Raw genomic sequence first — 21,171 nt, 5'->3', positions numbered from 1 at the left:
CGCTACGCCTTCACCAAGCCAGGGGTATTGAGAGCAAGATCGCGCACCGCCTCGAAATAGCGTACATAGCCGGTACAGCGACAAATATGCCTGCCGAGTGTGTCCGTGATCGTCTGCTCGAGCTCGGCACGCGGGATCGGCTTGCGTTCGAGCTGGTCCAGGAGAACGGTCGCTGCCGTCACGAAGCCTGGCGTGCAATAGCCGCACTGGAACGAAAAATGTTCGATGAAGGCCAGCTGGACAGGTGAAAGCTGGGTAATCGCGCCGTTGGCGTCGCGCTTGGCGTGCCCCTCCACGGTCCTTACCTTCCGGCCGGCGAACCACTGGGCGCCGACGATGCAGGTGCGCATTTCCTCGAGCGCGCCATCATCTTTTTCCACGATCACGGTGCAGGCATGGCATATGCCCTGGCCGCAGCCCATGCGCGAGCCAGTCAGGTTGAGATACTCGTAGAGGAAATCCTGCATCATCATGGTTTCGGGCACGTCGATGGGGCCGACGGCCTTGTCGTTGATGGTGAGCGAAAGTTGCTTGGACGCGAGTGTCATGCCAGCGCCTCCAGGATCTTTTCCGACGTGATAGGCAGGTTGTAGAAACGCTTGCCGATAGCGTGTGCGACGGCATTGGCAATGGCGGGGACGACCGCGATCATCACCACCTCCGCCATGCCCCTGGGCGGGTCGGTCTCGGAAAGCGCCGGCAGGATCTCGACGGTCTGCGACCACACGGCAACATCCCCCGCCATCGGGAGCTCGTAGCGGTTCCAGTTCCAGGTGCCGTTGCCCGGGCCGTCTTCGTAAAGCGGCAGATATTCCTTGAGGGCGTGGCCGATACCCATGGCAAGGCCGCCCTGGATCTGGCCGGATACCAGTTCCGGCACGATATGCCGGCCGCAATCCATGATGGAATGATGCGACAGCAGGGAGATCTCACCGGTGGCGGTGTCGACGACGATCTCGGCGAGGGTAGCCATGGGCGTATAATAGGTCACGCCCGCATTGTTGCGCTGGACAGGCGGATAGGACACCGCCTTGCGATCTACGAACTGCCAGCCATCCAAGGTCATCAGCGCTTTGCGTTCGGCTGGCGCACCATCGCCATATCGCACGGCCAGCGCGTCGATGGCAAAACGGTGCTGGCCGATCACGCCGAGGTCGAACTCCGCCTCCGCCCATTGCCAGCGATTGAAGGTGTGGACCGTCACCCCGGTGACGAGCCCCTGGTGATGCGCTTCGGCCGCAACCTCGGCAAAGGAAAGTGGCTGCAGGCCCGCGGCATTGACCTTCCCGCCGGCAAGCCTGAGGTCGTCACGGCGCACCGCCTCCGGAGCCATCTGGCCGCCGCCGATGCCGCGTGACCACAGCGCCCGCGCCGCTGGCCAGATGGCGAGGTCGATAATGGCCCGTGCCGCCTCGCGCGTGGCGTGGCCGAGATAATAGACGCTGTTGGAAGCGCTCATGGGCGAGGTGAAGGAGGGAGTCCAACGCGGATTCTGCCTGCGCTGGTCTTCCTCGGCCTGCGACATGGTATAGGGCTGGTCGGTGGTCTCGAGCGGCATTTGCGGCCAGCGGACCTTGCCATATTCGGTGTCGTCAGGTGCCGCGCCAAGCATGTCGGCCACCATGATGGCCTGAGAGGTGGTCACGCCGGTGCCGATCTCATGCGCGACATGGACGAGCTTCAGGCGCCCCTTGGCATCGAACTCGATGGCAGCGAAGGCAGCCTCGGCGCCGGTGCCGTAATCCTTGTGCACATGGCCGTAGCCAACGCCATATTTCTTGCCCGGATTGGCGGCTTCGAACGCTGCCTTCTTCTTCTGCCGCTCGCTCCATAAGGGATGTTCGCGTGCCTTGAGAATGATCTCCTCATGACGCATGGCCCCGGCGGGAATAGCGCCTTGCGTGTTCTTCATGCCGGAACGCAGAACGTTCTTCAGCCGCAGATCCATGACGTCCATGCCGATCAATTCGGCCGCCTCGTCGACCATCATCTCGGTCGCCGACATCGATTGCAGCGTGCCGTAGCCTCGGGTCGAGCCTGCATCGACGGCACGCGATGCAACCGCCGCCGCCGAGAAATCACTTTTCGGCAGGTAATAGATCGATTGTCCGGCGGTTGCCCCGACAGCACCGACCGAGGCCGAGAAATTCTCGCGCCCGCCGCCGTCATTCTTGTAGCGGCCGGTCATGGCGCGGAACTGCCCGGTCTTTCGGTCCACCACCAGCACATTGTCCATCCAGAAGGCGTGGCGCTTCAGCCCCATCTGGAACTGCTCGTAGCGGTCGTTTGCCAGCCGCACCGGGCGGCCATTGCCGTAGAGCCCGGCGAGCACGCAATAGAAGGGGAAGATCGCGTGATCCTTGGTGCCATAGCCCACGGTGTAGCCGACCCGAAGATCGACCTCCTTCAAAGGATGTTTCGACTTCGACACCATCTGGGCCGCGACTTCTGCGACCTCATAAGGCGACTGTGTCGCGATCATGGCATGCAGGATCCCGCTTGCCGGATCGTACCAGACATTGCCATTGTCGGCCTCCATGGCCGAGGCGTCGGTCGACTGGGAGAAGTAGCTACGCTTCAGCACCAGGGCATCATCACCCGCGGCCGCGATCTCGCGCTCGATTTCGGCTGCTGCGGCCATGCCGCGCGCCATGGCGTCAGCGTTGCCGGCCGGTGGCCATTGCGGCTCGTCGCCCTTGAAGCCTGCCCGGATCACGGTGTCCTTCAGCGATGAATAGCGATCCTCCGCAAAAGGATCGCCGCCGTCGATACGCACATAGCGCGCGGAGGCATAGGGACCGGGTGTGGTGGAGGCTGCCTTGCCACCATAGCGCACGACAGTGTCATCGAAGCGCGTCAAGCGTTTGGCGGCGTCGTAGCGGGCAAAATCGTGATAGACGAGCAGGGCCACGGGCTGGCCGAGCAGGCGTGCCGTCTGCCCTTTCGGCACAAGGAAAACGTCGCCATAGAAGCCCGGCACCGGAATCTCGATGCCGTCCGCGACAAGATCTTGGTACAGCACCAGCCGGTCCGGCTTGAGATCCTCGCCCAGCACCTTGAGGTCGATGCCGTCAAACGCCAGGTCCGTTCTGGTCGCATGCAGCAGGAAGGCATGCGATTGCTCCTTGGGCCACCCTTCGAGATCGCGGGCGCGATAGTCGCGCGAGAAGGTCTTTTCACCGGTAACCTTGGCGATCGCATCGAGGCGGTATCTTGGCCTGCCCCGGCCGTTCAGCCAATCCGGCCCTGGCCGCGGCGGCGTCTCGATCAATCGCGCATCGGCGGTGGGGCCCAGGAATGATATCTTGATCGCCACGCCGGCAGCCACACCTGCCTTCAGGAAATCCCTGCGCGAAAGAGCCGCTTTCATAGCGTTGCCTCCATGACAGCGTGGGTCACTTTCGGTCATCAGCTTAGATCACGGAAGTAATTTATTACAATCCTGTTCTGGGGAATTGCGAGCTGGCCCGTCAGTGAATGATGGACCGGCGCGCAGGATCGAATTGGAGGATGGCTCAACACGCAACGCGACACCGAGATCTGCTGCGTTGACTTCGAGCTTGCGTGCCAGGGTCCGAGGACCTCGGGATTTCGTGAGGCGATACGGCCGGCAATGACGGCCCTCCCTTGTCGATTGTCTAGTCTGGTGCCGCACCAACGGGCGGGCCGCCAGGCGGGCGGTGTAGGAAGGTAATCGAGGCGTAGGCGCCGAGCCACGAGCCTAGCGCTGCAAAAGCGACATAGGCCCAGTTCTCGGTGTAGCTGATGACCGCATAGGACGACAGCAGATACCAGACACTGCTCCAGGTCGCGGCCGGCACGCGCTTGCGGGCCACCACCGCAGCGGTGAACATGACATAGACCGCATCCGTGGCGGCGGTTGCCAGCAGGACGGCGCCGGCGGTGAGGGGATCGATGGCGGCCATTGCAGCGTCTCCGAAGCCGGACCTGGGATAAGCGAGTTAAGCCGTGGTCGCTGGCCGTCATCGTGCGGGGCGCTCCGGCGGCGCATGGCCCTCGATGCGTCATTCACGCCAGCGTCACGGCGGCTGACCGAGCATTCGTGCAGATCTTCAAAGTGCTTCATCTCGATTCCTGCAAGGTCGAGAGAGGGTGGCCCTGTCGGACTAGGTGAATGGCGCCGACAGGGCCGTGCCGGTGGCCGTGGTGAGCCGCACACCGACGGCGAAGTCTATCACCGATCATGCACACGCATTGCGTGTATTTTTTCAATCATGCATCCCGTATTACGGATGACGACTTGATCAGTCATGACCAATTGCACGCGATGAAGGTGAGGTGACTGAAACCCTGGATCAATTCACACTCAGATCCCGAATTGAGTTGAGGGAAAGAAGGAACAAGCATTGCGGCGAAGTAGGATGCTGCCGCAACGAGTATGCCCCTGTGCGCGTAGCGCATGACCCTGATATGTCGACAGGCGTTGACATCCATCGAGCAGGCGGAATGCCGGGTCGAGTTCTGTTCAATGAAGCGGGTCAGGTTGAACTGAACCCAAGAGCCTAGTTCTTCGTCTTTATCCTCGCCGATGGCGCTGTCCGAGCCTCATGGGCTGGTTGGTGTGCGATCTCGTTCTGCAAGGCCGCGATGTGATCACGTGCAACATCGCTGACGGCCCGCTCGATGGCGCGAAAGCGAGCGATGAGGGCGAGGCCCAGAGGCGTGAGTACGGCCCCGCCGCCATTCTTGCCACCGATCTGACGCGTGGCGACGGGCTTGCCGAAGATCTGGTTGATTTCCTCTACCAGATCCCAGGCACGGCGATAGGACATGCCCATGGCACGGCCGGCCGCCGAGATCGAACCGAGCGAAGCGATGTTCTCGAGAAGCTCGATTTTTCCGGGGCCAATGCGGCCTTCAGGGTCAAGATCTATGCGCAGGCTCAGGGACGGCACGGTGTTTCGCCAGCGTTCGTGTTTCGCCTATCTGGTTCGTTACAAGATATAGTGGCATCGTAGAAAGCTGTCAGCGCGATTGTCGGTGCCGGCAAATTTCCGCCCTTCCTCTGCATTGGAGATGTTCGATGAAGATCAGCGCACGGAACACGCTCAAGGGCAAGATCGTGGATATCGTAAAAGGGGCGACGACCGCGCATGTGCGGCTCGACGTCGGCGGCACCATCGTGACCGCTTCGATCACCAATGAGGCTGTGGATGCGCTGAAACTCCAGAAAGGCCAAGACGCCTATGCGGCCATCAAGGCCTCGGATGTGATGATCGCCATCGATTGAAACTGGATCGGAACGGTTTCCCCGATAGAAGGCGCTTACCGGCGTGCCGGCTTCAAACGACCATGCCAATGGCAAGGGGCGGCGGAATTTCGCGCGAAGCGCAATATTGAGTGATATATAGCGCTGCCGGCTGGCGCTCCGCCGTCGCCAGGCGAACTCGATCCCTGCCATCCGGAGAGAAACAATGGATCCGAAATCGACTGCCGTCGTTCTCATCGAATACCAGAATGATTTCACCACCGAGGGTGGCACCCTGCACGCGGCGGTCAAGCCCGTGATGGAGCAGACGAACATGCTGGCCAACACGGTGGAGACCGTGAAGCAGGCTCGCGCGGCTGGCGCGACGATCGTCTATGCGCCGATCACCTTCACCGATGATTATCATGAACTCAGCCCCAGCCCCTATGGCATCCTCAAGGGCGTCGTCGACAGCAAGTCGTTCAGGAAGGGAAGTTGGGGCGCCGAGATCGTCGAGATCCTGAAGCCGGCAGCGGGAGACATCGTCGTCGAAGGCAAACGAGGGCTGTGCGGCTTTGCCACCACGAACCTCGATTTCATCCTGCGCAGCCGTGGCATCTCGACCATCGCGCTTGGCGGCTTCCTGACCAATTGCTGTGTCGAGTCGACCATGAGGACAGGCTACGAGAAGGGATACGACGTCATCACGCTGACGGATTGTACGGCCACCCTCAGCGAAGAGGAGCAGAGGCTGGCTGTCGAGAAGAACTATCCGATGTTTTCAAAGCCGATGAAGCACGCCGATTTCCTGGCCGCCCTGGCAGGGGCGTAGGTCGTCCTCGGGTTGCCGGGCCAGGCGCCATCGATGACAGCGTCCGCCAAGACACCAAACCAGGCTTTCCTTGTCGACGCCCGCCCGATGCCGCCGGAGAAGAGCGGTTGCCATCCGGCGGTATTTTGCCTATCGCTATATATGTATGACTATTACGGTGTTCGTGGATCGCTGCTGGAGTCCAATCCCTCGCTCGCCCAGCGTTAGCGAAATTGGCGTGCCGTTACACAGGCTTGGCACCAGCGTTGTATCCAATTGAATACAATCAATGCCGATAAATCTTTGAACAAGGGAGGACTTTATGAATATTGCAATCCGCAAACCGTCGCTCGGTTCCGCCGCGGCGGCGTTTCTCGCCAAGCGGCACAAGCTCCTGATCGATGGAGAATGGGTCGATGCCCGGAGCGGCAAGACCTTCGCCGTCGAAGATCCCGCGACCGAGGAGAAGATCGCCGAGGCGCCGGCCGGAGACAAGGCCGATATCGATCTTGCAGTTGCCGCGGCGCGCCGGGCCTTCGAGACGGGACCCTGGTCGCGGATTTCGCCCGCCGAGCGTTCCCGGCTCGTCTGGCGGCTCGGCGACCTGCTGGAACAGCATGCAGACGAGTTCGCCGAGCTCGAAGCACTCGACAATGGCAAGCCGGTGACCAATGCGCGCCGGGGCGACGCCCAGGGTTCGATCGACATGTTCCGCTACATGGCCGGTTGGGCGACACGGCTCAACGGCGAGACCATACCGGTGTCGAGCGCAGGCAACTGGCACGCCTACACGCTGCGCGAGCCGGTCGGCGTGGTCGGCCAGATCATTCCCTGGAACTTTCCCTTGATGATGGCGGCGTGGAAACTGGCGCCAGCTCTTGCCTCGGGCTGCACCATCATCCTCAAGCCGGCGGAGCAGACCCCGTTGTCCGCCTTGCGCTTGGGCGAGCTCATCCAGGAGGCCGGATTCCCGGCCGGTGTCGTCAACATCGTGACCGGGTTCGGTGAGACCGCCGGCGCAGCGCTTGCAGAGCATCCTGATGTCGACAAGATCGCTTTCACGGGCTCGACCGAGGTCGGCAAGATCATCGTGCGGGCGGCGGCGGGCAACCTCAAGCGCGTATCGCTCGAACTCGGCGGCAAGTCGCCCGCCATCGTCTTTCCCGACGCCGATCTCGATCTCGCTATCGCCGGCACGGCCGATGCGATTTTCTACAATCAGGGGCAGTGCTGTACCGCCGGGTCCCGTCTGTTCGCCCACAAGTCGATCTATGACCGGGTGGTCGCGGGCGTCTCGGAAGCGGCAGGCAAGCTGAAGGTCGGCCACGGCCTGGATCCGAGCGTCAATCTCGGCCCGCTGGTTTCCAAGGAGCAGCACCAGAGAGTTACCGGCTTCCTGCAATCAGGCCGGGAAGAAGGGGCGGAGGTCGTGACCGGTGGCAGCATCATCGGCAACCAGGGCTACTTCGTCGAGCCGACGGTGCTGGCCCAGACCAATCGGAGCATGCGCGTGGTGCGCGAGGAGATCTTCGGGCCGGTGGTCTGCGTCCAATCCTATGACGACGACGATCTCGATGCGGTCGCGCGCTTTGCCAACGACACCGAATATGGCCTGCAGGCCAGCGTCTGGACCCGCAATCTCAAGGTCGCCCATATGATGGCCCGCAAGATCAAGGCGGGCACCATCTGCATCAACACCCATAATTACGGCGACCCGGCTTGGCCGTTCGGCGGCTACAAGCAATCCGGCTGGGGTCGCGAGATGGGCAAGGAAGTCATGGAGCACTACACCGAGACCAAGGCGGTGGCGGCCAGGCTCTGACGGGGCCGCCCGAGCCGCCGGGAGCAGCGATATGATGATAGGGCGCTCCTGCGCCCTGTCATCGAGATCTTCAACGCCGAGGGTGCCGTCGAATGGCGCCCTCAGATGTTCGACGGTGGCGGGTCGGATTTCAGAAAGGCGCCGGCTTCGGCGCGAAGCCAGTCACAAAACAGGCTGGACTTGCGATTGCGTCTCGCCCGGCGCAGGGCGACATAGTCGTGGCCACTGTCGAGGAAGCCCATCGGTGCTTGCAGCCGGCCGGAATGGATGTCCTCGCTGACATAGGGCCAGGGTGCGACGCAGACACCGAGGCCGGCTCTCGCCGCTTCCAGCATGAAATAGAAATGCTCGTATTCGACGCGCGGCCCGGCCTGGATCGATTGCCCCGAGCGCGAATGCCAGTCGCCCCATGCCCGCAGGCGTGTTCGGGTGTGGAGCTGTGGGATGGCGTCGAGCCCACTGGCTGATGCCGCCGCCAGCGACGGCGCGAGCACGGGACCGGTCTGTTCGGGAAACAGTTCGATGATTTCGGCTCCTTCAGGCCATGGCACTGCCCCGACGCGTATGGCGACGTCGAAACCGTCCCTGCTGAAATCGACGGGGCGGGACGATGCCGTCAGGCGCACCTCGATTTCGGGATATTCGGCCTGGAAGCGATAGAGCCGCGGAATGAGCCAGCGCATGGTGAACGTTCCGGGGCACGATATGTCGAGCGGGCCTTGCTCGATGTCGGCCACCGAGCGAACCGACATGTCGATCTGGTCGAAAGCCTTCACGAGGCCGGACAGCAATGTCGTGCCGGCGTCAGTCAGGCGCAGCCTGTTCTTCGGGCCTTCGAAAAGCGGCACGCCCAGCACCTGCTCCAGATGCCGTATCTGGCGACTGACCGCGCTGTGGGTGACGTTGAGTTCGTCGGCTGCGCGCGTCATCAGGCCATGGCGGCCCGCCGCCTCGAAGGCGCGCAACGCGTTCAGCGAGGGTATATGCCTTGCCATGTGCTTTTTCCGAACATTGGGTGTTCGATCATATCGATTTTCACCATGTAAATCATGGTGTTTTCTATCTCTCGACAGAAGAGACTAGCCATTTTTGGAACGGAGGAAGACAGGCCGTCGAGTGGGCCGTCCGCCTTGTTCCATGCAAACACGGGAGACGGGATATGGATGGCAGATACCAAGACGGCAGCGCCGGCGATGCGAATTATGGCGTGATCGGTAGCGGCTACCGGACCTATCGCCAGCCGGATCCCCGCATCGCCCAATTCATCCTGGAGGCCCTGGGCGACGCGGCAACCGTACTCAATGTCGGCGCCGGCGCGGGCTCCTACGAACCGGTCGACCGCAAGGTGACGGCGGTCGAGCCCTCTGCCTCGATGCGGGCGCAGCGGCCGGCCCATCTGTCGACGGCACTCGATGCAACGGCCGAACACCTACCTTTCCCCGACCGGAGTTTCGATGCCAGCATGGCGATATTTACGGTCCATCAATGGGCGGATCTCAAGCAAGGTCTGAGGGAGATGCGCCGCGTCACGAGTGGGCCGGTCCTGGTTCTCAGCTGCGATCCCGATGCGCTGGAACGTTCCTGGCTGCAGGCCTACGCCCCGGAGATGATCGCCGTCGAGACCCGGCGTTATCCAAGCATGGCGTCCATTGCCGATGCGCTCGCAGGCGATATCGAGGTCAGGCCGGTGCCCATCCCGCTGGGCTGCATCGACGGGTTCGGCGAGGCTTATTACGGCAGGCCGGAACGTCTGCTCGAGCCCGGCGCACGGCTTGCCAACTCGGCGTGGAGTTTCGTCGACCCTGCCGTCGGCGAGCGATTCGTTGCCGATCTCAGCCGCGACCTGAAGGATGGAAGCTGGGACAGGCGCTATGGCGAACTCCGCAGCCAGCCTTTCTTCGAAGGATCCTTGCGGCTGATCATATCGAGGCCGTGAGGTGGGATGATGAAGGACGAATTACGTGCCTTGAAGTCGCTCGCCGGTCCCCTCCCGACCTTCGACATGGATGGGGTGCCGGGAGAACCGCGGCTCTTGTTTGCCTCTTGGTTCCGCGATGCCGTCGAGGCCGGTGTGGATGAACCGCATGCCATGGTGCTCTCGACGGTCGATGAGGAGGGGGCGCCCGATGCGCGTGTTCTCATCCTCAAGAATCTCGATCATCGCGGCTGGCATTTTGCATCCACCGATCAGGGCCCGAAAGGACGTCAGATCGCGCACAATCCCCAGGTGGCCCTGACTTTTTATTGGTCACGGCTCGGACGCCAGGTGCGCATTCGTGGCTTGGTTGAGCGGGCCGATGTGCATGAGCGTGATGTCGACTTTCTCGCCCGGCCGGCGGGTGCGCGGGCGATTGCGCTCGCCGCCAGGCAAAGTGAGCCGCTGACATCCGCCAAGGATCTGGAGGACGCGCTCGCACTGCAGCAGGACCGCATACGGGAAAGACCGGATCTGGTTGCGCAGCATTGGAGCCTTTTCATCGTGGCGCCGCAGGAGGTGGAATTCTGGCAAGGCGATGCGGAACGTCGGCATCGGCGTCTGCGCTACCGGCGGGAAGCGGTGGGATGGTCGCGCGAAAAGCTGTGGCCGTGATCGAAGCGTCCCGCCCCCTCGCAGCGTTTCGCATAAAACAGCGTGCCTTGGAGAGAGGCGGGCGTCAGGCCTGCGTCTCCCGATCGCCGGGTTGCTCGGGTGCGATCGGCTTGAACAGGGTGCGATCGGGCTTGAGATCCAGCAAGGGAGTGCCGTCGAGGCAATCGAGCCCCCGGACCAGCAATGTCGATCCTTCGCGAGCCACGAGCGTCACGATCGAGGTGCCGATCGGGTTCGGGCGGACCGGCGAGCGAAGTGCGAACGTGCCATGGGTGGTGCCGTCATTGGCCGGACTCTGGCGGACGAGATCGCGGCGCGACAGATGCAGCCAGTAGAGGACCTCCAGGCGCTCGAAATGCTCGATCCTGTCGAGCGCCGCCTGCCATGGCTCGAAGATCTCGATGCGGCAGACCGGCCCATCCGGTCGGCCCTGCCGCGGGGCCATCAGCCTCGACGTCCATGGCGTCAGGATGCGACCAATGAAGACCAGCCCCGCATCGGTCGGCTCGGGAGGGGAAACCGCCACCTCGTTTTGTCTAATTTCGCTTTCGCGAACCATGCTCAGGTCCTTCTTGTCTGGCTTGCCGTGGCGGGAAGCTGCGCAGCGGCAAGGATGGGAACGCAGATGTGCCGGCCGGCCGATGCCAGGAACTCGATGGCGACCCCAACGCCATAGAGCTTTTCCAGGAGGGCGGGCGTCATGACGTCGGAGGGTGGGCCGACTGCATCGAGCCGCCCCTGGCGCATCAGGGCAACGCGATCGCCGCAGGCGAAGGCGTGACCGGGATCGTGGGTGGAGAGGATCACGCCAAGGCCTGACCCTGCCATCGCACGAATGCGTTCGAGCACGCGGGATTGATTGCCGAAATCGAGGCTGGCGGTCGGCTCGTCCATGACGATCAGGGCCGGTTGCTGCGCCAAGGCACGGGCGATCAACACCATCTGGCGCTCGCCACCGCTGATCTGCGTGTAGGAACGCGTGCCGAGTTCGCGGATGCCGAGCATATCGAGCGCATCCCAGGCAATCTCGCGATCGTGACTGGAGGGGGCCGCGAATGTGGGAATGCGGCTTGCCCGGCCCATCAGGACGACGTCGATCACGCTGAAGGGGAAATAGGCGGCGTTCGCCTGTGGGACATAGCCGATGCGGCGGGCAAATTCGGCGCGGCTGAAAGCTCGGATGTCGCGTCCGTCCAGGGTCAGCCGCCCGCCCTGGGCCGGAATCAGGCCGAGCAGCGTCTTGAACAAGGTGGTCTTGCCGCAGCCATTGGGCCCGAGCAGGCACAGAACCTCGCCTTGCCGGGCCGCCAGGGTTACACCGCTCCCCACAAGCGTGCCGCGATATCCGAAGGCCAGATCGACCGCCTCCAGCATCATTGCCATCCTCGCCTTGTCCTCGCCAGCATAAAGAGGAAGAAGGGTGCGCCGATCGCGGCGGTCAAGATGCCGAGCGGTATTTCGATCTGCGCCATCGAGCGCGCCAGCGTATCGACGCCGATGAGAAAGCCGCCTCCCAAAATGAGGGAGGCCGGAAGCAGGCGCGAGAACTCCGGTCCGGTCATCATACGTGCCACATGCGGCACCAGGAGGCCGATCCAGCCGATGATGCCGCAGACCGAGACCGCTGCCGCCGTCATCAAGGTCGCGGCTGCGACCAGGATGAGCCGAAGATGGCCCGTTGCCAGGCCGAGTGCGCGGGCTTCCTCGTCGTCGAGGGCCATCGGGTTCATGCGCCAGCGCAGCAGAATGATCGGGACGAGGCCGATGATGATAGCCGGCAGGATCGAGGCGACGTCCGCTGGGGTTACGCTGGAAAGGCTTCCGAGCAGCCAGAAGGTGATTGCCGGCAACTGGTTGTAGGGATCGGCGAGCACCTTGAGCAGGGAGATGCTGGAGCCGAGCAGCGCGCCGATTGCAACGCCGGCCAGGACCAGGAGCAGGACCGGATCGCCCTGGCGGATCGAGGATCCCACGATATAGACGAGCCCGACAGCGGCAAGCCCGCCGGCAAAGGCCATGGCCTGGATCACGGCAACCGATAAGCCAAGGAAGATGGCCGCGACCGCGCCGAGGCTGGCGCCGGCCGACACGCCGAGAAGATCGGGCGAGACGAGCGGGTTGCGAAACAGTCCCTGGTAAACGGCCCCAGCCGTCGCAAGGGATGCACCGATCAGGAATCCGGCGATCACGCGTGGCAGCCTCACTTGCCAGACCACGGTGTCGATCGTCGCATCGAGACCACTGGGAAGGCCGGACAGCCTGGACCAGATCACCCTGACGGTATCCGGCGGCGAAACACTGTATTTTCCGGTGCCGAGGGAGATCAGTACCACGATCACCAGGAGCGCGAAGGCGATCGGGAACGAAGCCCAGGCGTGCGGAGACCGTCCGCCGGGCAAGGCTTCGTGCAGGCTCCTGCGCCCGGCCATTACGGCTTTCCCGTCGCGGTAGCGAGCAGGCTGTCGAGCTGGGGCTCGGTGAGTTCGACATGATAGAACAGGTGGTAGAAGGTCCTTGTTTCCTGCCGAAGGTCGATGTCCGTACGGCCGGGATAGAGCACCGATGTCAGCCAGGCCACGCCGATGATGCGATTGATGCCGGGCGGCGCATCGAACCAACCGAACGGCAGAGCCGGTGCCTGGTAGACCCGGTGGTTCTTCACCGCCGTAATGCTGGCCCAGACCGGATCTGTCGCGACCTTGGCCTGGAAGTTGCGGTCGAGTGTCAGGATGATGTCGGGATTCCAGGCGAGCAATTGCTCCATGGGCACTCGGGCAAGGCCGCCGGCACCGGCGGCATCGGCGACATTGGTTGCGCCGACCGCTTCCAGGACCTCCGTATTGATCGAGCCGGCAAGCCCGGTCTCCAGACCATCGGGGCCGCGGCCGTAATAGACATGCGGCCGCTCGCCGGCCGGGATGGCTTTCACTGCTGTATCGAGGCGGCGTGTTGCCTCGTCGGCAAACCGGACCAATTCGTCCGCCCGCCCGGGCTCGCCGAGAATATCGCCGAGCTTGCGCAGGCTATCGGCCGACTTGGCGAAGCGGCCGTCGATCAGGACATAGGGAATGCCGGTCTGCTGCTGCACCCGGTCGGCGAGTGAGGCGTAGGTGCCGTCGACGGTTCCCACATCGATGATCACATCGGGTTTCAGCGCCAGGGCCGCTTCGATATTGGCCGTATTGCCCTTGCCGGTCAGCCGTCCATGGGCCGGCAGATCGCGGTAGGGAATCGCAAGGAACGCCTTTTCCTCTGCCGATGGCGCCCGAACCCAGCCGACCATCTTCTCGGGCGCGATGGCGTAGAGCAGAACGGAAGCAGGGGGTCCTGCCGCCATGGCGCGATGAATGGCGACCGGCAGCTCGACGCTGCGACCGGCCGCGTCGACGAATGTCCGCGTCTGGGCAATGCCGGACTGTGGCAGAACGACAAGCAGCATCGCCACCAGAGCCGACAGGAATGAGCGCCGAAGCATCGAAACGTCTCCATCGCGGAAGTCCACCAATCGTTATGGTTGGATGGATATCCCGGTCAAGGCCCGCCTGGCTGCCGCGGCCACAGATCGCAGCCAGGAATTGTGACTGTCGCGCGACGAAGAAGGGCTTCTAGGCTCGCGTTCTCATCGTTGAGGGAATGTCGGGGATGATGTAATTTAACTCTTTTTCGGTTGATTTGCGCGGCTACTTTTCCTTTCCTGAAACAAAATTGCAGGGGAGGACTTGATTGCACATCACTTCGTTGTATTCCATCAAGCATAACGATTGCGTTCCAAGGGGCGGCTTCCATCCCGGAGGCTTTGGAGCAGCAGCCGTCTAAAGGGCTGGGGGATCCTGATGCGCCGACTGTTGTCGAGTGTTGCCGTATTGCTGCTGTCGAATGCTGTCCTGCTGTCTGGGGCGGGAGCCCAGGAGGCGACCGATACCAAGAAAAAGAAACCGGCCCAGGGCCAGGCCGAACAGCCCATAGAGCTGGATCCGGTCTTCGTCCTCGGCACCCTGCCGTCGCAGGCCAGCAATTCCGACATCGGTGGCCAGTCGATATCACGGAGCACCGTTACCGCCACGGATATCCAGAAAAGCAACCGCAATACGCTCGATGATGCTTTGGCGACGACGCCGGGCGTCGAAGTCTCCAATACAGGTGGCAGCCGCAACGAGAGGCTGATCTATATCCGCGGCTTCGACCGCTTCCAGGTTCCCCTCTATATCGACGGCGTCCGCGTCTATCTGCCGGCGGACAACCGTATCGACTTCGGCCGCTTCCTGACGCCGGATCTCGCCGAGATCCAGGTGCAGAAGGGTTATGTCTCCGTGCTCAGCGGTCCCGGCGGCATGGGCGGCGCGATCAATCTGGTTACCCGCAAGCCGACCAAGGCCTATGAGGGCGAATTGCGGCTGGGGATCGATGCCGGCAACACCGGTGCCCTAGCGGGCTTCACCACCTCCGGATCGGTGGGCATCAAGCAGGATCATTTCTACCTGATGGCCAACGGCTCCTACCGCACCAGCAATGGCTGGTTCCTGCCGCGCAGCTTCGATCCGGTGTCGATCGGTGCGGGTGGGCCGATCGAAAAGGGCGGTCGCCGCAACTTCACCAACGTCAAGGACTGGCGCGCCAATTTCAAGCTCGGCTTTACGCCCAACGATACCGATGAATATGTCGTGAGCTATACGCGCCAGGGCGGCGAGAAGGCCGCGCCCTATTCGATCTATGAACCGGTGCGCGGGATCACGCCAATGCCGTTACCACCTGGCACGGCATATCAGCGCGACTGGGAATGGCCCTACTGGAACATCTCCAGCCTTGCCTTCAACTCCAAGACGGCAATCGGCGAGGCCTCCTACATCAAGACGCGGGCCTATTACAACACGTTCGACAACCTGCTGCAGGCCTATGACGACTACAGTCATACGACCCAGACGACGACACGTTCCTTCGACAGCTATTATCGCGACCATGCCTATGGCTTCAGCCTCGAAGGTGGCACAGACCTCATTGCGATGAACACGCTGAAGGCGGCGATCCACTTCCGCCGTGACGTCCACCAGGAGCGCCAACACAACCGGCCCGGCGTTTCCGACGTCATGGAGCCATGGCAGCGCACATCCGAGGATACCTGGTCCTTTGCCGTCGAGGACACCTTCCACGCCACCGACAAGCTCGATTTCGTCGCCGGCGTCAGCTACGATCTCAACGATATCAAGAGAGCGCAGGACTATAATACGACGCTCGGCCGGTTCGACTATCCGACAGGCGGCAGCCATGCCTTCAACTGGCAGCTCGCCAGCATCTACCGCCAGAGCGAGGCTTCGCAGTTCCACGCCAGCGTCTCGTCGCGCTCCCGTTTTCCGACCCTGTTCGAGCGCTTCAGCACGCGCTTTGGCGACGCCCTGCCCAATCCGAGCCTGAAGCCAGAACGGGCGACCAATTACGAGATCGGCTGGGCCGGCAAGCCTCTGGAAGGCGTGCAACTGGGCGGTTCGGTGTTCTACAGCGATCTCAAGAACGTCATCCAGTCTGTTTCCATCGGCGGCAACAAGATCCAGAACCAGAATGTCGGCGACGGCCGCACCTACGGCGTCGAACTCTATGGCGAATGGGCGGCCCGCTCCGACCTGACGCTGGGAGCCCGCTACACCTATCTCAAGCGCAGGCTGATGGATCCCCAGCGGCCCGGGCTACAGCCGGTCGGAACCCCGGGCAACATCGCCTATCTCTATGTCGAATGGCTCCCCTGGGACAATTTCACGGTGCGGCCAAGCCTCGAGCTCTACAGTTCGCGCTGGTCGACGGACCGCCTGGAGAACAACTTCTTCAAGACCGAGGGCTTTGCGCTGGCGAATTTGAACGTCAGCTACAAGGCCTCCCAGAACCTGCAGTTCGATGCGGGTATCCGCAACATCTTCGATACCGACTATCAGCTTGCCTATGGCTTTCCGGAGCCCGGCCGCAACTTCTTCGTCAGCATGACGGCGACGTTCTGATCCTGTCGGCTGGCCGTTGTCCTGAGGGAGGCCGTGTTCGTTCCCGGGCCGGAGATGGCCATTATCCTGGTAATCTCCGCATCGGTTTTCTATGGTCCGGGGCCACCCTGACGATCATGGGCGGTGGAGGCATGATCTTCGTCCAGCCTCGCACCGGCCGCTGGCGTCCGGCAAACAGTCGCACCCGAGGGGATCATGTCCTGCGGCGTAGGATGCCGCTTCGCCACGATGAAGGAAAGTGACGAGCAGCGATGAATCGACCTGCCTATCCCGGCGTTGCCGGCCTTTCGAGTTCCGTGTTCTGCCAGAAGGAGCCGCGCAACACGAAGTACGTCTTTGCCGAGATCGTCGACTATGTGCTTGCGATGATCGAGCCCGATGCGGCGCCGCTCACCTTCGTGCAGGTCGGCGCCAATGACGGCATGCGCGGCGATCCCATCAGCCGGCACGTCATCCAGGGTGGCTGGCGCGGCCTGCTGGTCGAGCCGGTGCCGGCGGCGATGGAGCGGCTGCGTACCCATTACGGCACGCGTGACGGACTGATCTTCCGCGATGAGGCGATCTGGCCGGAGGAGGGGACGCGTGACTTCCACATTGTCCGCGGCGAGGACGTGTTGAGCAGCTTCTCGCTGCCGACCATCATGATGCACGAACTCAAATATGATGATCTGCCCGGAATGATTGAGACCGTGCCGGTTACGACACGCAGGCTCGACTCGCTCTGCCGGGAAACCGGATTCGAGACGGCTGACCTGTTGGTGATCGATGTCGAAGGCTGCGACGACATTGTCTTGCGCACCTTTGATTTTGACCGCCACCGTCCCTCGGCGATCCTGTTCGAGCATGTGGCGCTTACGGCCGAAGCCTCACGGGCGATTGGCGAGTTTCTCGAAAAACTCGGTTATCACATCATCTACGACCGCCATGATTGCCTCTGCCTCCTCGGCGAACGCTTCGAGCCACGGCTGGTCGAATTCCTCGGACGCGTCGTCAAGGCTGCGCGGGAGAATTGAAGGACGGGCGGCGCAAGGGGTATACGGGCAATTCCCGTAACCATCTTGGCGGCCACTGCGCTTTCGGGCGTTCCGATGGCGGGCCGGTTTGCCTGGAATGATGGCTTCCTCTGGGTGTGAATGGGTAGAAAGTGGCGCTGCAGGCGACACGCTCGCTGTCTCAGCGTTGCTGGCGCCGATATTCGGCAGGTGTCGCACCCCATAGGCGTTTCATCCGCATCGTCATGTGGGAGTGATTGGCAAAACCGACACTCGACGCGATCTGGCTCAACGGCAAGTCGGTGTTGACGATCAATTCACGAGCCCGCGCCAATCGGGACGTCACGACATAACCATGGGGCGATTGTCCGGCCGTCTGCCCGAAGGCCCGGGCGAAATGGCTTGGCGACAAATGTGCGATCGAAGCGAGCTTTTCGAGAGACAAGGTTTCGCCCAGATGCGCCTGAATGAAGTCGTTTACCTTGCGCCAGGTAGCCGGAGATAGGCCCCCATTGAGGGAAGGAGACGAGTGCGGCCTTAGCGATGAGTAATTGCGCAGGAGATGGGTGGAGAACAGCGTGATCAGGGCATCAAGACTTTCCTCGAAGCTCAGAGCCGCGTTCTCGAGTTCATATCGCATGGATTGCGCGAGGGCATGGGCGTGGCGGTCGACCGTTCCCAGCTGTGGTGGGTGGAGCTCGAAGCAATCCTTGTCGAACTCCGCACCGGCCAGCCGCGCCAGGCGGCCGGGATCGACCGCGACCAGCAGGCTCTGCTTTTCGACTTTCCAGCAGGCGAATACCTCAGCCGAGGCGGGAATGATCTCAAGCGAGCCGGCAGGGGCCACACCCACGGTCCTGCGATCGCTGTTGAGCGCGAGTTCCCTGCCTGGCTGGGGCGTCAGCAGCACCAGGGCCATATGCACGGGCGCCGTATACCCGATCGCATTCGGACCAGTGTGGGACCGCGTCATCGCCCCCCCATCGGACTCGTATTTTGGACCCCATTCGTCCGGAACGCCTCTGAGCATGCCCGTTCAACACCTTGTCCTGGGGGCAGCAGGACGATCTGACTGTCGCAAAGAGGCGGCGCGACCCGACGCAGCTCTGGCAAACCTCGATCTGATGCGTATCCCAGGCGTCTCCTCAGCGCGGTGATCGAAGCCGGCCATTGGAGGAAAGCACTCCTCCAAAGCAGAATCGACACGGAGCTTCCTCGCGCTGGAATGCCGGATGATTGGCTGCTTCGCAGCCATGCCCCACAGATCGAAGCCGGGCTACGCATGGCGAACGCCGACCTCATAATATTACCCCCATCCAAGAGCTATCCTTTCGGCCCGCAAGGGTTCAAGTTATAACTAACCCTTTGATATCACTGGATTTCACAAAATTGCACCTTTTTGTCATTCTGGCCTTTTCTTGGTAATTCTGGCGGAATCTCGATCCCCGGCTGGGTAAGACGCTGCGGCCCTTTCGACGACATCGAAAGGAAAAAGGTAGTGGGGATCGGGTGGTGCGATGCCGCTTCAGGCAGCCAGCTATCCGGGTAATTTCAGTCAATCGGCCGGCGGGGGAGAAAGTACGGACGGTACCCTGCCGTGATGCTGCCGGAAGGCGCGCCCGAATGCGGGCACGCTGTCATAGCCCACCTCCGCGGCGGCCTGCCTGATATCGAGCCCCTCGGAAAGCCGCCGCGCGGCCCATTCGAGACGGAGCCGGCGTGAAAAATCAGCGGGGGTCAGTCCGAAAGCCGATTGGAAACCGGCCGTGAGCTTGTTGCGGTTGATCCCGACACGTCGGCTCAATTCTTCGACCGATGGAGGATTGTTGAGTTCTCGACGATAGATGAGAGCGGCGATATCGATCAGTCTCTGATCTCTGGCTGCCGAAGCAAGCTGCGCGGTGCCGCCTGGGAGATCGAAATTGTTGAATTGCACAACGGTCAGAGCCAGCAATTCGACGGCCTTGGCTTTCAGGTAGATGCTGCGGATCGGCTCGTCGAACTTGCAGTCGATCAGGGCGTCGAGGATGATCCACATCTCGGGCGTGAGGGGCGTCGCGATGGAAAGCGAAGACGCTCCCACATTGAAGAAAGCGTCGCGATATTCGTCGCGCCAGAAGTCGGGCCGCAGTCCGAATGACCCGACAAGATGGTCACGTGCGATATGAATGCAGATGGCTCTCGTGGCGATGGTGGATGCTGACGGGCGAAGCTGACGGATCTCGGTGACAGACATCGGAGCCGCAGTCAGCGAGACCGATCCTGAGTGAACCTGTTGAATCTGCCCGCTATGGTGGTGGAAATAGTTTCCGCTGACCTGCAGATATTGGATCGTTATGTAGTCGCCACGTATAATGCGGCTGATGAATGGCTGAAATACATGTACACTAAGGATGCACAGGACGCAGGCTTCATCCACCTTGATATATGAATCGCCGATGAGCGTTGACTGATGCGGGTCCCATACACTCCCGTCACGAATGACCGGCGTCGACTTCAGGGCACCCATAAGATCTCGAATATCAAGTTCCAGCCTGGATAGCATAATGCCGCTTCTTCGATGCTGGAGAGGCCGGCCCGATACGCTTCATTCGGCTTCCCCCATGCGCTGCACGCAACCTTTCAGAAAACTACTACATTCTTGCGATTTATCACGATCCGATCATTACCTGCGCTTTCAACGACAAATTTCGCATCGGCTTATTACAAACCGAGAACATTCTGGTAGATAATATTGTCATCGGTGTCTAGATAAAATAGATAATAAATGTAGTTGAATGATATTATCAAAAATAATATATGTTTTGTGTAATTTAACAAAAATTAATGGTAATTATTTTATAGTTTTTCGATAAAGACTTTATTTTTTAAATAAAAAACTCTCAGTATGGAGAATATTTTTATGGTGCCTACCTTCAGAAAAGTCGCTTCATTCGGTTCGATTATCGGCGCGTTCTATCTGATATCTGCCCCAGCCTTTGCGGCGTCCCCCTGCGACGGAGTTGATACCCATCTGACAAAACAGCGGCGAACCGACTATGCGAAGCTTATCGCAGGGAACCTCAACGCGAAGGTTCGACCATCCAAGGTTGACGTTACGAAATTCATGCAGGCGGCCAGCTGGACCGTGGTATATGCGAACGTACCCGTGGCTGATCCGGGCTATTTCTTTTTCGAGACCTCGTCCGGTGCCCCTAAATTCAAGGATGTCTGGGGAGGCGTCGCCGATAAGAGCGAAGCGCCTGCGATTTTCGCATGGGCAATGAAACTCGGTGCCAATAGAGCCATTGCCTCCTGTTTTACGGACATGGTGGCCGGCGACTAGACAAGCCTTCTGCAGCGGAGGCCCAAGGCTTCAACCACAAAGATGTATCTTTCCGAACGGTATGAACGATGATCCGCTTTCTTTGCGCCAAAGCAGCCTGTGTACTCACGTTCGCGGCGATTAATTTGGGTTTGGCCGTGATACCTGCCCAAGCCGGCGGTGTCCGGATCAGTGCGATCAACAGTGGCGGGCGCAGCGTATTGCTTCCATTCTCCGTTACCTGCGCCTATCCAGATGGCAGTGAAAGCAATTCTGTGAGTTATTCGGTCTGGACAGGCAGTTCCACGGTCGTAAATGGTTGCCGCCAATTTTCGATATATTTTACATCGTCGCGCGGTGGTAGATATAGCTATGCCATGTATGCTGGCCGCTCCTATTATTTCCAGTGGAATGGTACGCGTTGGGCCTTCTTTGAAAACTGATCGATCTGAACTTGGA

The 21,171-nt window shown here is 61.3% G+C and carries 20 protein-coding genes; 9 read left to right on the top strand and 11 right to left on the bottom strand.

Features of this window, described 5'->3' with window-relative positions; all coding sequences use genetic code 11:
• Positions 1–2: 2 nt before the first annotated feature.
• From ACN6KF_RS32520 to ACN6KF_RS32505, 4 genes are all read right to left on the bottom strand, one after another.
• The gene (locus tag ACN6KF_RS32520; RefSeq protein WP_434961009.1) at positions 3–548 is read right to left on the bottom strand and encodes a (2Fe-2S)-binding protein; all 546 of its coding nucleotides are present in this window, start codon (positions 546–548) and stop codon (positions 3–5) included.
• Complete coding sequence (locus ACN6KF_RS32515; protein WP_434961008.1) at positions 545–3,370, bottom strand: xanthine dehydrogenase family protein molybdopterin-binding subunit; 2,826 nt, start codon at positions 3,368–3,370, stop codon at positions 545–547. The genes ACN6KF_RS32520 and ACN6KF_RS32515 overlap by 4 nt, the downstream gene beginning before the upstream one ends.
• Before the next feature lie 268 nt (positions 3,371–3,638).
• Entirely contained in the window at positions 3,639–3,926 is a 288-nt protein-coding gene (locus ACN6KF_RS32510; protein WP_434961007.1) for a hypothetical protein, read from the bottom strand.
• A 597-nt stretch (positions 3,927–4,523) separates the two neighbouring features.
• Entirely contained in the window at positions 4,524–4,916 is a 393-nt protein-coding gene (locus ACN6KF_RS32505) for a winged helix-turn-helix domain-containing protein (protein WP_434961006.1), read from the bottom strand.
• A gap of 128 nt (positions 4,917–5,044) precedes the next feature.
• Here ACN6KF_RS32505 and ACN6KF_RS32500 point away from each other — a divergent pair, with 128 nt between their 5' ends.
• The 3 genes from ACN6KF_RS32500 to ACN6KF_RS32490 all read left to right on the top strand — a co-directional run bounded on the left by ACN6KF_RS32500 (position 5,045) and on the right by ACN6KF_RS32490 (position 7,842).
• Positions 5,045–5,251 (top strand): TOBE domain-containing protein, encoded by a 207-nt coding sequence (locus tag ACN6KF_RS32500; RefSeq protein ID WP_434961005.1) that lies wholly within the window; start codon positions 5,045–5,047, stop codon positions 5,249–5,251.
• Positions 5,252–5,435: 184 nt separating this feature from the next.
• Positions 5,436–6,041, top strand: coding sequence for a cysteine hydrolase family protein (locus ACN6KF_RS32495; protein ID WP_434961004.1), 606 nt, complete (start codon positions 5,436–5,438; stop codon positions 6,039–6,041).
• A 301-nt stretch (positions 6,042–6,342) separates the two neighbouring features.
• Positions 6,343–7,842 (top strand): aldehyde dehydrogenase family protein, encoded by a 1,500-nt coding sequence (locus tag ACN6KF_RS32490; protein WP_434961003.1) that lies wholly within the window; start codon positions 6,343–6,345, stop codon positions 7,840–7,842.
• Between the two features lie 101 nt (positions 7,843–7,943).
• Here the strand turns inward: ACN6KF_RS32490 and ACN6KF_RS32485 are convergent, their stop codons facing one another.
• Positions 7,944–8,837: a LysR family transcriptional regulator gene (locus ACN6KF_RS32485; RefSeq protein WP_434961002.1), complete on the bottom strand. Its 894-nt coding sequence runs from the start codon at positions 8,835–8,837 to the stop codon at positions 7,944–7,946.
• A gap of 164 nt (positions 8,838–9,001) precedes the next feature.
• Between ACN6KF_RS32485 and ACN6KF_RS32480 the strand changes: the two genes are divergently transcribed.
• Together ACN6KF_RS32480 and ACN6KF_RS32475 are read left to right on the top strand one after the other, a co-directional pair.
• A complete protein-coding gene (locus ACN6KF_RS32480) occupies positions 9,002–9,778 on the top strand; it encodes a class I SAM-dependent methyltransferase (RefSeq protein WP_434961001.1) in 777 nt (258 codons plus the stop codon).
• Between the two features lie 6 nt (positions 9,779–9,784).
• Positions 9,785–10,432, top strand: a complete 648-nt coding sequence (locus tag ACN6KF_RS32475) for a pyridoxine/pyridoxamine 5'-phosphate oxidase (RefSeq protein ID WP_434961000.1) — start codon at positions 9,785–9,787, stop codon at positions 10,430–10,432.
• A 64-nt stretch (positions 10,433–10,496) separates the two neighbouring features.
• On the opposite strand, the gene tsaA is transcribed toward ACN6KF_RS32475, so the two are convergent.
• From tsaA to ACN6KF_RS32455, 4 genes are read right to left on the bottom strand one after another with little or no spacing between them, the layout of a single operon-like run.
• The gene (gene tsaA / locus ACN6KF_RS32470) at positions 10,497–10,991 is read right to left on the bottom strand and encodes a tRNA (N6-threonylcarbamoyladenosine(37)-N6)-methyltransferase TrmO (protein WP_434960999.1); all 495 of its coding nucleotides are present in this window, start codon (positions 10,989–10,991) and stop codon (positions 10,497–10,499) included.
• A gap of 2 nt (positions 10,992–10,993) precedes the next feature.
• On the bottom strand, positions 10,994–11,809 hold the full coding sequence (locus tag ACN6KF_RS32465; RefSeq protein WP_434961365.1) for an ABC transporter ATP-binding protein: 816 nt from the start codon (positions 11,807–11,809) through the stop codon (positions 10,994–10,996).
• Positions 11,806–12,861 carry a FecCD family ABC transporter permease gene (locus ACN6KF_RS32460; RefSeq protein WP_434960998.1) on the bottom strand — a complete coding sequence of 352 codons (1,056 nt, stop codon included), beginning with the start codon at positions 12,859–12,861 and terminating at the stop codon, positions 11,806–11,808. Before ACN6KF_RS32460 ends, ACN6KF_RS32465 begins: the two co-directional genes overlap by 4 nt.
• Entirely contained in the window at positions 12,861–13,907 is a 1,047-nt protein-coding gene (locus tag ACN6KF_RS32455) for an iron ABC transporter substrate-binding protein (RefSeq protein WP_434960997.1), read from the bottom strand. Before ACN6KF_RS32455 ends, ACN6KF_RS32460 begins: the two co-directional genes overlap by 1 nt.
• A 358-nt stretch (positions 13,908–14,265) precedes the next feature.
• Here ACN6KF_RS32455 and ACN6KF_RS32450 point away from each other — a divergent pair, with 358 nt between their 5' ends.
• Together ACN6KF_RS32450 and ACN6KF_RS32445 are read left to right on the top strand one after the other, a co-directional pair.
• Positions 14,266–16,416 (top strand): TonB-dependent receptor plug domain-containing protein, encoded by a 2,151-nt coding sequence (locus ACN6KF_RS32450; protein ID WP_434960996.1) that lies wholly within the window; start codon positions 14,266–14,268, stop codon positions 16,414–16,416.
• Between the two features lie 251 nt (positions 16,417–16,667).
• Positions 16,668–17,429, top strand: coding sequence for an FkbM family methyltransferase (locus ACN6KF_RS32445; protein WP_434960995.1), 762 nt, complete (start codon positions 16,668–16,670; stop codon positions 17,427–17,429).
• Positions 17,430–17,589: 160 nt separating this feature from the next.
• On the opposite strand, the gene ACN6KF_RS32440 is transcribed toward ACN6KF_RS32445, so the two are convergent.
• Both ACN6KF_RS32440 and ACN6KF_RS32435 read right to left on the bottom strand, forming a co-directional pair.
• A complete protein-coding gene (locus tag ACN6KF_RS32440) occupies positions 17,590–18,381 on the bottom strand; it encodes a helix-turn-helix domain-containing protein (protein ID WP_434960994.1) in 792 nt (263 codons plus the stop codon).
• Positions 18,382–18,963: 582 nt separating this feature from the next.
• A complete protein-coding gene (locus tag ACN6KF_RS32435; RefSeq protein ID WP_434960993.1) occupies positions 18,964–19,917 on the bottom strand; it encodes a helix-turn-helix domain-containing protein in 954 nt (317 codons plus the stop codon).
• A gap of 393 nt (positions 19,918–20,310) precedes the next feature.
• On the opposite strand from ACN6KF_RS32435, the gene ACN6KF_RS32430 reads away from it, so the two are divergent.
• A complete protein-coding gene (locus ACN6KF_RS32430) occupies positions 20,311–20,733 on the top strand; it encodes a hypothetical protein (RefSeq protein WP_434960992.1) in 423 nt (140 codons plus the stop codon).
• A gap of 68 nt (positions 20,734–20,801) precedes the next feature.
• Positions 20,802–21,155 carry a hypothetical protein gene (locus ACN6KF_RS32425; RefSeq protein ID WP_434960991.1) on the top strand — a complete coding sequence of 118 codons (354 nt, stop codon included), beginning with the start codon at positions 20,802–20,804 and terminating at the stop codon, positions 21,153–21,155.
• Positions 21,156–21,171 lie beyond the last annotated feature (16 nt).

Origin of the sequence: Labrys methylaminiphilus subsp. lupini (assembly GCF_051161885.1) — a bacterium.
Classification (GTDB): Bacteria; Pseudomonadota; Alphaproteobacteria; order Rhizobiales; family Labraceae; genus Labrys.
This window is presented reverse-complemented; position numbering and strand designations above follow the sequence as displayed.